Source organism: Streptomyces herbicida (assembly GCF_032656585.1).
In the GTDB taxonomy this organism is placed as follows: Bacteria; Actinomycetota; Actinomycetes; order Streptomycetales; family Streptomycetaceae; genus Streptomyces; species Streptomyces herbicida.
The window spans coordinates 229485-239966 of the sequence record NZ_JAUYWJ010000013.1 but is presented as its reverse complement, the minus strand read 5'-3'; the positions used below and the strand labels follow the sequence as shown (position 1 = coordinate 239966).

The 10482-nt window shown below is 67.6% G+C and carries 10 protein-coding genes, 1 tRNA gene and 5 pseudogenes; 8 read left to right on the top strand and 8 right to left on the bottom strand.

Annotated features, from left to right (window positions below; all coding sequences use genetic code 11):
- Positions 1 to 61: 61 nt before the first annotated feature.
- Positions 62 to 754, top strand: coding sequence for a hypothetical protein (locus Q8A52_RS27155; RefSeq protein WP_316756114.1), 693 nt, complete (start codon positions 62 to 64; stop codon positions 752 to 754).
- Between the two features lie 44 nt (positions 755 to 798).
- Here Q8A52_RS27155 and Q8A52_RS27150 read toward each other — a convergent pair whose 3' ends face one another.
- Together Q8A52_RS27150 and Q8A52_RS27145 are read right to left on the bottom strand one after the other, a co-directional pair.
- Positions 799 to 945 (bottom strand): hypothetical protein, encoded by a 147-nt coding sequence (locus Q8A52_RS27150; protein ID WP_316756112.1) that lies wholly within the window; start codon positions 943 to 945, stop codon positions 799 to 801.
- Positions 946 to 1067: 122 nt separating this feature from the next.
- Positions 1068 to 1397, bottom strand: a pseudogene (locus Q8A52_RS27145) (DUF5994 family protein); the annotation flags it as partial.
- Positions 1398 to 1723: 326 nt separating this feature from the next.
- On the opposite strand from Q8A52_RS27145, the gene Q8A52_RS27140 reads away from it, so the two are divergent.
- Positions 1724 to 1797, top strand: a tRNA-Met gene (locus Q8A52_RS27140).
- 260 nt (positions 1798 to 2057) lie between these two features.
- Here Q8A52_RS27140 and Q8A52_RS27135 read toward each other — a convergent pair.
- Entirely contained in the window at positions 2058 to 2228 is a 171-nt protein-coding gene (locus Q8A52_RS27135; RefSeq protein WP_316756110.1) for a hydrophobic protein, read from the bottom strand.
- Positions 2229 to 2367: 139 nt separating this feature from the next.
- On the opposite strand from Q8A52_RS27135, the gene Q8A52_RS27130 reads away from it, so the two are divergent.
- Both Q8A52_RS27130 and Q8A52_RS27125 read left to right on the top strand, forming a co-directional pair.
- Positions 2368 to 2541 (top strand): CsbD family protein, encoded by a 174-nt coding sequence (locus tag Q8A52_RS27130; protein WP_316756108.1) that lies wholly within the window; start codon positions 2368 to 2370, stop codon positions 2539 to 2541.
- Positions 2542 to 3046: 505 nt separating this feature from the next.
- Positions 3047 to 3565: pseudogene (locus tag Q8A52_RS27125) on the top strand (IS5 family transposase); the annotation flags it as partial.
- Here Q8A52_RS27125 and Q8A52_RS27120 read toward each other — a convergent pair.
- Positions 3562 to 4707: an FAD-dependent oxidoreductase gene (locus tag Q8A52_RS27120; RefSeq protein ID WP_316756106.1), complete on the bottom strand. Its 1146-nt coding sequence runs from the start codon at positions 4705 to 4707 to the stop codon at positions 3562 to 3564. The pseudogene Q8A52_RS27125 and the gene Q8A52_RS27120 overlap by 4 nt on opposite strands.
- 242 nt (positions 4708 to 4949) lie before the next feature.
- Here Q8A52_RS27120 and Q8A52_RS27115 point away from each other — a divergent pair, with 242 nt between their 5' ends.
- Positions 4950 to 5543: a TetR/AcrR family transcriptional regulator gene (locus Q8A52_RS27115; protein ID WP_316756104.1), complete on the top strand. Its 594-nt coding sequence runs from the start codon at positions 4950 to 4952 to the stop codon at positions 5541 to 5543.
- 529 nt (positions 5544 to 6072) lie between these two features.
- On the opposite strand, the pseudogene Q8A52_RS27110 reads toward Q8A52_RS27115, so the two are convergent.
- The 3 genes and pseudogenes from Q8A52_RS27110 to Q8A52_RS27100 form a co-directional block, all read right to left on the bottom strand.
- Positions 6073 to 6681: pseudogene (locus tag Q8A52_RS27110) on the bottom strand (aldo/keto reductase); the annotation flags it as partial.
- A 239-nt stretch (positions 6682 to 6920) separates the two neighbouring features.
- The gene (locus Q8A52_RS27105) at positions 6921 to 7301 is read right to left on the bottom strand and encodes a WhiB family transcriptional regulator (protein ID WP_316756102.1); all 381 of its coding nucleotides are present in this window, start codon (positions 7299 to 7301) and stop codon (positions 6921 to 6923) included.
- Positions 7302 to 7626: 325 nt separating this feature from the next.
- Complete coding sequence (locus Q8A52_RS27100; protein WP_316756100.1) at positions 7627 to 7761, bottom strand: hypothetical protein; 135 nt, start codon at positions 7759 to 7761, stop codon at positions 7627 to 7629.
- A 484-nt stretch (positions 7762 to 8245) separates the two neighbouring features.
- On the opposite strand from Q8A52_RS27100, the gene Q8A52_RS27095 reads away from it, so the two are divergent.
- On the top strand, positions 8246 to 8494 hold the full coding sequence (locus tag Q8A52_RS27095; protein ID WP_316756098.1) for a peptidoglycan-binding domain-containing protein: 249 nt from the start codon (positions 8246 to 8248) through the stop codon (positions 8492 to 8494).
- 245 nt (positions 8495 to 8739) lie between these two features.
- On the opposite strand, the pseudogene Q8A52_RS27090 reads toward Q8A52_RS27095, so the two are convergent.
- Positions 8740 to 8976, bottom strand: a pseudogene (locus tag Q8A52_RS27090) (zinc ribbon domain-containing protein); the annotation flags it as partial.
- A gap of 144 nt (positions 8977 to 9120) precedes the next feature.
- Here Q8A52_RS27090 and Q8A52_RS27085 point away from each other — a divergent pair.
- Complete coding sequence (locus tag Q8A52_RS27085) at positions 9121 to 9399, top strand: polyprenyl synthetase (protein WP_316756096.1); 279 nt, start codon at positions 9121 to 9123, stop codon at positions 9397 to 9399.
- Positions 9392 to 10436 (top strand): annotated as a pseudogene (locus Q8A52_RS27080) (polyprenyl synthetase family protein). The gene Q8A52_RS27085 and the pseudogene Q8A52_RS27080 overlap by 8 nt, the downstream one beginning before the upstream one ends.
- The last annotated feature ends 46 nt before the right edge of the window (positions 10437 to 10482 follow it).

The following is a 10482-nucleotide window of genomic DNA, read 5'->3' as shown; positions in this document are numbered from 1 at the left end:
TCCTGAGTCCTGTCAGCGAGCCCACGGTGGGGCTGGCACACTGAAATCTGTGGTTCCGCCGATGACCGCGACCCATCAAGCCGCGTCCTCATCACTCACAGGCGCCGGCGTGGTGTCGATCTGCGCATTGCTCTTCACCGTCGCGTCGTTCTGGTGGCTCAACGCCAGACAAGGACGCCTGAAGACGTGGGAGCCTCATGCCTTCGCAGCGATCATCCACTCTTCCACGGCCCGCCTGCGGCTCCCGCTCGTCCTTCACAACACCGGCCCCAAGCCGATCGTCGTACAGGACCTCATCCTGACCTTCCCCGACGAGCCCGCTTCTCACCTGCCGCTGCTGTGGGTGTCCTCACCGTCTCGCCTCCAGCCGGGGCCGGACGAGGATGCGAAGCTGCCGGCCGGCTTCGTTGTGCCCGGCAGAGAAGCACAACAACTCTTCATCGAGTTCGAGGCACCGTTTTCCGGACTCATGCCCGAAGCCCGTGACTACAAGGTCCAGCTGCAAGCGAGGGTCGGCCACCGCAAGGGGTGGCGCCGCCTGCTGACGTTCACCCTGCGGGCCGCCAACATCATCGATCCGGATCGCTACACCGTCTACAACAACGCACCGGTCGAGCTGACGAAAGAAGATCAAAAAAGAGCGGATGCCGCGCTCCTCGAGCTGCTGGAAGAGCAAGGCGACAGCTCCGCTCCGGGCGGCAGGAGGCAGCGGAATTCTTCGAATGACGATGGCGACGCCGACACGGGCCGCTAATGCAGCACCCGCCGGCCGACCGCGTGCCTGAGGCGAGCACGAGATCACGGTTGCTGCGGGTCCGCCCAGCCTGTGGACTCGTACTGGCCGGGCCCCTGGTGATGCCGCCGGTCACCACGCTGGGCGCCGGCCCCGACCACCGGGCAGGCGTCGCCGGCGAGTGTCTCCGCCGCCGCCAGCGTCCCTGCCAAGGGCGTAGCCCTCCCCCGCCCACTGTCTCGACTTGCTCCGTCCGTCAACGACTCCGCTGGTAGGCCCGCAGCTGGAAGTCGCCGTAGCTGTTGTCGACCGACCCGGACGGCCTGAGCCATCTGTCCTGGTCGCCGCGGGTGATCAGGACTGTGCCGTCGCCCAACGGAACGGAGTCGATGTGCACCACCCGGTCGTCGACGACGATTCACATCGGGAGCCCCTCCCAGGCCGTGGGGTCCAACCCGAACGCGCGTGACGGGGCCGAGGTCGCCGGTGAGGGCGCTCAGCAGCTGCGGGCAGCTCGGCACCGATGTCCCGCGACCGCGGCCACCACGCACCATCGAGGACGCCTTCGCGCACACTCCGTGGTCTCCAGCCGGAGCAGCGCACAACCCGGCCGAACTGGGCAGATGCCGGGAAACCGGAAAGCCCTCCCCGTACCGCCGCACACGTCAACTCCGCCGGACCAGCCAGGTGCAGTGCTCGAGCGGCTGCGCGCGGGGAACCGGCAGTTCAAGCAGGCGCTCGCCTCCCACCCCGCGGTCGACCAGGCTATCGGCATCCGAGTCGTCCTTGGACGGTACGGCTCGAGGACGGCTTCACCGTCCTGCGCGTGGCCCTCCCCGCGCGCCAACACACAGTTGTCCGCCGTCGTGGAATACGTCCTGACTCGCACAAGGCGCGCCCTCAACGGTGTGCCGGCGCAACCCGCCTGCCAGATTGGTCGCGGGCCGCGTCACTGACGTGTCTGGGGGCGGTGTAGGGTGGCGGCACCGACGCGGGGTGGAGCAGCTCGGTAGCTCGCTGGGCTCATAACCCAGAGGTCGCAGGTTCAAATCCTGTCCCCGCTACGAGAGTCGAGGGGTCCGGCAGTCGCCGGGCCCCTCGACGCTTCTGCCGTGAGGTAGTGCTGCTGCGGCATCTGCCCCGTCTTCGAGCGGTGTGTATGGCGACGCCGGTGCCGCGACGAGTCTTCACACGCCGATCCCTGTTTCCGTTTTGGACTCTTTCGGGCGGCCCGTCCATGACGTGAATGAGTGCCCGTACACCCGACACGCGCGCAGGGCCCGACCGTGTGCCGGCCGGGCCCTGGAGAGAGGTGCGGGTCAGGTCACCATCGGTACCACCGGCCGCGCCCGCCGCCGGCGCTGGTGGAACGCATGACGAAGCCGAGAAGCCACACCACCAGAACAGCGACGGCGACCCACCAGAGAACCTTGATGGCGAAGCCAGCTCCGAAGAGGATCAGGGCGAGAAGCAGAACGAGAAGCAGCGGAACCATAGTTATCGACCTCCTGACCGCCCGTGTGCCCTGCGTTTTCCGTCTCATTCGCCGGTGGGCGCCTTGTTTGTACAGGGAAAGCCGGGGCACGAGCGGCTTACCGCGACAGCGGAACAACAACGACGAGGAGGCGTGTTCCATGACTGCCGGCGAGAAGGCCAAGGCGAAGACCGAGCAGGCTGAGGGCAAGGCCAAGAAGGCCCTGGGAAGCGCCGTCGGGAACGAGCGTATGGCCGCAGAGGGGCAGGCGACGAAGAGCACGGGTGACGCCCGTGAGGCCAAGGAAAAGGCCAAGGACGCGCTCAAGCACTGACGTCACATCCATTCCGGCATTGCCGGCCGCTGCCGACAGGATGAACACCCGGTAGGCCCCCGAGGCGTCGACCAGCGCGTCGACCTGCATGTCGTCCAGGTACACGTGATCAGCCGGCGCCGCCTTCGGCAGGGCGCCGACAGCCGTTGCCCGCCAGACGAGGAGCCTTACCGCCGCGCAGCCGAGCCGCTCGGCACCGTCTGGTCCGAGGCCGTCGGCCGCCCACTCGCCGCCGTTGCCGCCGGGCAGCTGCCGACGCGCACCGCCGGCGTCCCGACTGCGGGCCAGGCTGAAGAACCTCTACGGCACCGGCCCCGCGGCGCCTGCGGCATCGTCGGCGTCTTCACCATCCCCACCGACCTCGCCGCCTGGCTCCGGTACATGCACGCTGCTGCCGTGTCCCAGTTCCGAGCCGGGTTCGAGAACCCCACACAACGAGGGCCACGGCGGCCGACACGTTCCCTACCGGCAGTGACGGACACGACCGGAGCAGCCGTACAGCGGGGACTTCTCCAAGGCCGCCATCGACTCTTCGCACGTGCGCGCGATGAGGGGCGGACCAGCCACCGGGCGCTCCCCGGTCCGGAGCAAGGCCTGCAGCAAGCACCACGTGATTGTCGAGGCGTACGGCATCCCTCTGGCGGTGACCCTGACCGGTGGAAACCGCAACGACGTCACCCAGCTGATCCCGCCGATCCAGGCCGTTCCGCCGATCCGCGGCAGGAGCGGCCGACTCCTGCGCCGCCCCCGCCGGGTCTACGCCGACCGCGGCTATGACCACGACGTCTACCGCGACAAGGTCCGCCAGCTCGAGATCACCCCGGTCATCGCCCGACGCGGCGCCGAACACGGCTCCGGCCTCGGAGTCCACCGCTGGGTCGTAGAGGGCGCCATCGCGCTGCTGCACTGGTTCCGGCGCCTGCGCATCCGCTGGGAGATCCGCGACGACATCCACCAAGCCTTCATCACCCTCGGCTGCGCCATCATCGGCTGGCGACGGCTGAAGACCTCAGTCAGTCCCTAGTGCTGGGCGTCGTTGTTGCTGCCGAAGTCGGGTACGTCGGTGGACAGCAGGTGTTCGGCGCCGCCTTCGAGGGCCTTGGCCGTCTCGGTGGAGCGGGGGAGCATGGTCTTCTCGTAGGTGCGGATCGCGTCGGCAACGGTGGCGGCGTTCGCGAGAGCGAGGGCGATTTCGCTGGCGTCGAGCATGGCGAGATTGACCCCGACACCGAGCGGGGGCATGAGGTGGGCGGCATCTCCGAGCAGGGTCACCGTCGGGTTGTGTTCCCAGGTGTGCGGGACCGGGAGGGCGAAGATCGGGCGGTTGACGTAGGGGCCGTCATTTTCGGTGATCATCCGGCGGATGCGGGGCGACCAGTGGGCGTACTCGCCCAGAAGCAGGGCGCGGATGCCGTCGGTGTCCTCGACGGTCAGGCCGCTCGTGCTGATCCAGCCGACCGGGATGCGTTGGATGATGTAGACGCGGATGTGGTTTCCGCTGTTGCGCTGGGCGAACAGGCCGCGCTCGCCGTCGGCTGCGTGGGCGCTGCCCTGGCCGACCAGCTCGGCCATGTCCGGGTGCCGGTTCTCGACGTCCGAGAACCATGCTTCCAGGAAGCTGACCCCGGTGTACTCGGGGACGGCGGGGGACACGGCCGGGCGTACCCGGGAGAAGGCGCCGTCCGCGCCGATGACCAGATCGGTCTGGGTAGTCGTGCCGTCGGTGAAGTGCAATTGCCGCGGCCCGTCGTCGGGTCCACTGATCGTGTCGAGGGCGCGGCCCCAGTGCACAGTTCCCGGTTGCAGGGAGTCCAGCAACAGGTTACGCAGCTGGCCACGGTCGATTTCCGGCTTGAAGAGTTCGTCGGCCGCCGGGACTTCATGGGACGTGATCGTGCCGGTCGGGTCCATCTGCCGCATTTCCTGCCCTTCGGGGCGGGCGAGCTTGAAGAACTCGTCGAGCAGACCGGCTTCGCGCAGGGCGAGCTGACCGTTGTCGGCGTGCAGGTCGAGGGTGCCGCCCTGGTCGCGCGCGTCGGGGCCCCGGTCGCGGTCGTAGACGGTGACCGCTATGCCGCGCTGCTGGAGGATGCGGGCGCAGGTCAGTCCGCCGGGGCCGGCACCGATGATGCTGATGCGTGCCCGGGCGGGTTCTGGGGAGTTCATGGTTGTCCCTTTCAGTCGGCGAAGAGAGGCGAGCAGGCCGGGCGTTGTCGACCTCAGCACCGGAACCGGATGTGCCCCGCAGAGGGCCTCTCAGGTGAACAGGTCGGCGGCGGTGCAGACGATGATCAGGCCGACGAGGATGTGCCGCTCAGGTGCTCGCACATATCCATAGAATCAGAGTGAGTCGAAAAGTACAACGACTCTACTTAGCGACTGATTCGACTATCTAGTACGCTGTAGTCATGACCGTGCCCTCTACCAGCCGCCGCGACCGCAAGAAGGCGGCCACCCGGCAGGCGATCGCCGACGCCGCACTGCAACTCTTCCTGGAGCGCGGCTACGATCAGGTGAGCATCCGTGACATCGCCGACTCCGCCGACGTGTCGACCGCTACGGTGTTCAAGCACTTCAGCGGCAAGGAAGCGCTGGTATTCGACCAGGACGAAGACCGAGAGTCACAGCTGATCGCCGCGGTGCGGCAGCGACCCTCCGATCAGAGCATCCTCGATGCCCTCCGACAGCACGTCCTGGACACCTGGCCGTCGATCGAGGCACATCCTCAGGCGGCCGAGTTCACCAACCTGGTGAACTCAACGCCGGTGCTGCGCGCCTACGCCGAACGCATGTGGACCCGGTACACCGACAGCCTCAGCGCAGTCATCGCCGACGAGTTCGGCGTGGAGCACGACAACCTCGCGTGTGTAGCTATTGCCCGATTCGTACTCGAGATCCCGGTGCTCGCTCGCGGCCGGCAGGACCGCCGGGCCGCCATCGAGGCAATCTTCGACATCCTCACCCACGGCTGGGAGCCGCCAGGCAAGCCGCCCGCGCCGTAGCACCTGGACCGTTTCCTGGGCCCGTCCTCGACCAGCCTCGGCTTGCCCCACTACGCGTATCGGTCGCACTCACCCCCTGCCTGGCAACGAGACCTGACATCCCGTCATTCCCAAACGGCAAGCACCTCATTCTGATCCCAGTCATAAGTCCGCGAATTCGATCGCACCTGCATTACGAGGCAGCTAACGTCCTGTCATGAGCGGTTCACTCTCGATCGAGAGCGTCTTCCGGGGCGCCAAGAAGGCAGCCCACAAGGCCATGGACGACCACGGGCGCGCAGAATATGGGTGCTGTGGCCGCATGGACCGCCTGAGTCCCTGCAGGTCCTCATTCCCGGCCGGTTGTCAACCGGTCATGCTGGAGTCGGACGAGCTGCCGCGCGCCATGCGGCGTCAGGGCTCCCGGAGGACTGCGCGATCGCTTCGTCGCCCGCCACTGGCACGCCGTCGGCAGCCTGCTGCCGTTCGCCGCGGCAGCAGGGACGGCTATTCGCCGGGGTGTACGGTGAAGCTCACCACCTCGCTGTCTTCAGGCAGGTCCAGGCGTTTCCTGCGTGGACGCGGGACGAGGAAGTTCGGGCTGCTGGTGAGCAGTCCCTTGTTGCTCAATGCCTGGGCGGTGGTCCAGCAGCTGACGGCGGGTACCGGGATGCCCACGAACTGGGGATGGCCAGGTCCATGCACTGCTGTCGTACGGCAACACGGTCGGTGTCGACGGCCGCCACCTTCGCCAACGTCCCGGCGAGGTCGGCCCACCAGGAATCCGGCAGCTGGCGGTTGTGCTGGAGGATCGGGTGATCGGCGTCATCATCACCAGGCTGACAGGCATCTGGATGGCGACCAGGTGGTGGTACTGCTGTCCGCCCGCGACTTCGCCGGCCAAGGCGAGCAGCTTCGCCACCGTGAACGCTTCCTCTTCCAGGCCCGCCCAGGTGGCGATGCCGTACCCGGCCACGTGTCCGGCCGCCGTCTCCTCCTCCAGGACGGCGAACGCGTCCCGGATCGTGCGGTGCAGGCCCGGCCGGCCTGCGGTGTGGTCCCGCTCCGGGTTGTGGAGCAGGGCCAGGTCCAGCTGCTCGCGCCCGAGCTGTTCGCGGTTGCGGAGGATCTGCGAGCGCACGTACTGCGGGGCGAGGCTGTGCCTGGCGGCGGCCTGGTCACCGGTGAGAACGCCGCCTTCATCGGTGTCCTGTTCATCGGGCCTCGCGAGCCTGCTGAGAGTCTGTGGTCACCCTCATCAGGAACTTGTGCCCCTCTCGCGCCGCCGCACGAACGCCGCGAACCGGCCGTTGCCCTCACGGCAGTGGTGGCCGCCCCAGGACTCGCTGCTGCCGAATCGCGCAGAACCGAGCCCCCACCGAAAACGGCTCGGCAGAATCAGCCCGTTATCGCCGAACGTCCGTCATCGTCGGGTCGAGTCTGTCGGTCATGTTCCGTGCGCGCCGCTTCCAGCAGCCTGCGCCAGGAGGTCACCGTCGGCCGGCGCCGCAGCAGGGCACGTCGCTCCCGCTCCGTCATGCCGCCCCAGATCCCGTGCTCGATCCGGTTGTCGAGGGCGTAGGCCAGGCATTCGGTCCGTACGACGCAACCGGTGCAGACTGCTTTCGCCCTGCCCTGCGCGGCACCTTCGACGAACAGCCTGTCCGGATCGGCCGCACGGCACGCCGCGTGCTCGCTCCACCCTTCGTCCCTGCCCACCCCGATGCCGTCCTCTCCCCTAACCGGCCTGCCCCGCTCCCCCGCGTGCGGGACACGCATGCGAGACCGTACGACAACCACAGCCGGGCAGGGAAGATCATCATCCCTGCAGCCATCCCATCGGGACAGCCCGCTTTGGACTGTGCCAGGGCCAGAGCCCTGCGGAGCGCGGCTTGCATCGGAACTGAAGATTGTCGATGTGGACTACGTCCTGTCCGAGGGATCCGTTCAGGGAACCCGGCATCGTGCAGAGCTCGACGCGCGGTGAGCTGCGGAAAGCGGCTGGTGAAGGCCACCCCGGCCAGCGGATAAGAATTCACGAAACTGAGACAACGTCATCCGTCATGCAGTAAGCCCCCAGGACAGCGTCACCCACCCGGATCTCTCACCCACACGACAGGTGAACGCACACCACAAAAAACAGCCCCCGACCAGCAGGAGGCTCGGCACGTGCCGGGGCAGCGCTGATACCGATCAGCAGCAGCGTGGTGACGGGCAGGCCGAAGACGACGCGGCGCATGAAGTCTCCCAGGAATGTGGGGGGTTGGAGAATCGCGCTACTGATTCCCAATGAAGCTGTCAAGCCAGGATCTGGCTCCAACCTGGTGACATGGGACCTGGTCACGCGATGGGCCTTTCCCGATGGCCGCCCTGCAGACCCTTGGCGCCCGCAACGATGACCAGATCACGCCATTGTCCTATGTCATGGACACTGTCATCCTGATCCGGTCCGCGAGACCGCAGGTGACGCCTCTTACTACGTGGTGTCGCCCTGTCCAGGAGCCTTGATGAGGAAGTCCTTAAGCGCTGGAATCCTGTCCGTTGTGTTCATGGCGGCTGCCTGCCTGTTCGGCTCGGCCCCCACGGCCTCCGCCGCCGAGGTTCCGTGCACCGGCTTCACCAACGTGCTTTCTTGGGGGGACTGGTACCTCCATTTGCCGTCGACGAGCCCCGGCTCAGGAAATTACAACTGCGTCGTGGTCCGGGGGAACCATAATATTGCCGTGCTGGTCCTGCAGGAGAGCCTGACCGCCTGCTTCGGCCAGAACATCGCGGAGGACTCGGACTTCGGCCCCGCCACCGAGCAGGCGGTAAAGAACGCCCAGACGATGATCAACCAGATGTGGGGCAGCAACGTGCTGAGCGTGGACGGCCGTTTCGGTCCCAAGACCAGCTCCTACTTCAAGTTCCAGGCATACGACTACAGTGACGGCCAAAACGGCAGCCACACGGGCATCTGCTACTGGCGATAGTCCATGACGTGTCCGCGCGGCGGTTTGCCGCACGGCGTTGCCTGTCGTACTGCCTGGCAATCGTGATGGACGCCCGCATACGCCGACCCGGGTCTATTACTCGGGTTGAACTGGTGGTGTCCGTGGACTGGTGGCGTTGCTTGATCGTCGCGGTATGACGGCATTACTGACGTCGGCTCTTCGGCTTGACGTTTCGTTGGTTTCGCTGCCGGCTGGTTGACGCTGGCTTTGACGTGCTCCCTGGCCTAAAGTCCAGGGATTCCGGTCTGGGTCGGCTGACCCTTCCGGGGGCTTCCTGCTTCACCGCGCTGTGCCGGGACTTTCGTCCTGGTCTTACCGGCGCTCCACGAGGCGTTTAGCGTCTCCACCCGTCCGGCGGCGACTTTTCGGCGTCCTTCGAAGAGGACGTTGCGTGCTGCGTTGTGGTCGCGGTCGTGCACGGTGCCGCATTCGCCGCATGTCCACTCGCGGACGTGCAGGGGACTGCAGCAGCGGTGATCCGTACGGCCGATCGATGTGATCACTCGATCGTGAGTTCTTCCGTGTTCGCGTCCGGGGTGACGCGATGCTCGAACGGACGGCCTGTGACCGGCGCCGCCGGGGTGTGCTGTGGGTGGGGGAAGAGCATGACGCGAGAAGTGGGACGGCGCAGGGGCCTGGACGAGCAGGCGGTGCTGCTGGTGGCCGGGCTGGCCGATCTGGCGGTGAGCACGTTGGGTTCGGCCGTGGGGGCGGTGCGGGGGCTGCTGCGCCGCTCGGACGCTGCTGAGCTGGCGGCGCAGGCCAAGCACGACCTCGCGGCGCGTGGGCGCTTGGTGGTGGACCGGTACGTGGCCATCCCGCCGGCCCACCTGGAGGTCCTGGCCCGGCACGCCCTGGCTCGGAAGACCGCTGCTGATGACTGACCGGTGGGAGCAGGCCGCGTTCAAGATCCGTGTCGACGAGGTGGTGCGCCGGTTCGTCGCCCAGGAGGCCGACCAGTTCGCCGCGATCGATCCGCTTCTGGGCCCGGTGGCCGAGCAGCTGGAGGCTGCGGTCGCGGACGGCAAACGGCTGCGGGCAGCGTTTTGCTACTGGGGCTGGCGCGCAGCCGGACAGCGGTGCGCTGGTGAGGGCGGCGGCGTCCATGGAGCTGGTGCACGCAGCCGCGGTCGTGCACGACGACCTCATCGACGACAGCCCGCTGCGGCATGGGCGACCCACGGCCCATGTCGCTCTACGCGGCGCCGTACGACGTCGTCCGCGAGGTGAGGCAGCCGCGAGGTCGCTGGCTATGCTGGTGGGTGACCTGCTGATGGCACTGGCGGGGCAGTTGTTCGCCACCAGCGGCCTGCCCGCCGCTTATCTCGCCCGCGCTCGCCCGCTGTGGTCGGTGATGGCCCGCGAACTGGTCGCGGGCGAGTGCCTGGAGATTCTGCGCACCGGAGCCGGCCCGGACACAACCGGGTCGCTGAAGGTGGTCCGCTACAAGACCGCCAAGTACACCGTCGAGCATCCCCTGCTGATCGGCGGTGCTCTCGCCGGGGCCGGCGCGCGGCTGCGTGAGGGCTACTCCGCGTACGGGCTGCCGCTGGGCGAGGCGTTCCAGCTGCGGGATGATCTGCTCGGCCTGTTCGGAGACCCGGAACGCACCGGCAAGGCCAACGCCGACGACGTACGCGGCCACCGGCCCACCGCGCTGCTGGCAGAGACCTGGCGCCTCGCCGGCGCCGACGACCGCGAGAGGCTGCACGCTCTGCTGGGCCATCGCCGCCTGGACGCGGATGCTCTGAACGCGGTCCGCGAGGTGATGCGCCGCCTGAAGGCACCCGACCGCGTCGAGGAAATGATCAGCGCGCGAGTCGAGGAGGCGCTCGGCGCCCTTCACGAGCTGGATGCACCTACGCACGCCGACGCTGCCCTGACCGCGCTGGCGCAGTCGGTGGCGGACCGTCTCTCTTGACCCTTTGCCCCCGAGGTGGCGCAACCCTGCTGTCTTGCCCAGCCGC

Coding starts and splice junctions, on each gene's coding strand:
- Q8A52_RS27155 (WP_316756114.1), top strand. CDS start 62: ATGACCGCGACCCATCAAGCCGCGTCCTCATCACTCACAGGCGCCGGC.
- Q8A52_RS27135 (WP_316756110.1), bottom strand. CDS start 2,228: ATGGTTCCGCTGCTTCTCGTTCTGCTTCTCGCCCTGATCCTCTTCGGA.
- Q8A52_RS27130 (WP_316756108.1), top strand. CDS start 2,368: ATGACTGCCGGCGAGAAGGCCAAGGCGAAGACCGAGCAGGCTGAGGGC.
- Q8A52_RS27120 (WP_316756106.1), bottom strand. CDS start 4,707: ATGAACTCCCCAGAACCCGCCCGGGCACGCATCAGCATCATCGGTGCC.
- Q8A52_RS27115 (WP_316756104.1), top strand. CDS start 4,950: ATGACCGTGCCCTCTACCAGCCGCCGCGACCGCAAGAAGGCGGCCACC.
- Q8A52_RS27105 (WP_316756102.1), bottom strand. CDS start 7,301: ATGCGTGTCCCGCACGCGGGGGAGCGGGGCAGGCCGGTTAGGGGAGAG.
- Q8A52_RS27100 (WP_316756100.1), bottom strand. CDS start 7,761: ATGCGCCGCGTCGTCTTCGGCCTGCCCGTCACCACGCTGCTGCTGATC.
- Q8A52_RS27085 (WP_316756096.1), top strand. CDS start 9,121: ATGACGCGAGAAGTGGGACGGCGCAGGGGCCTGGACGAGCAGGCGGTG.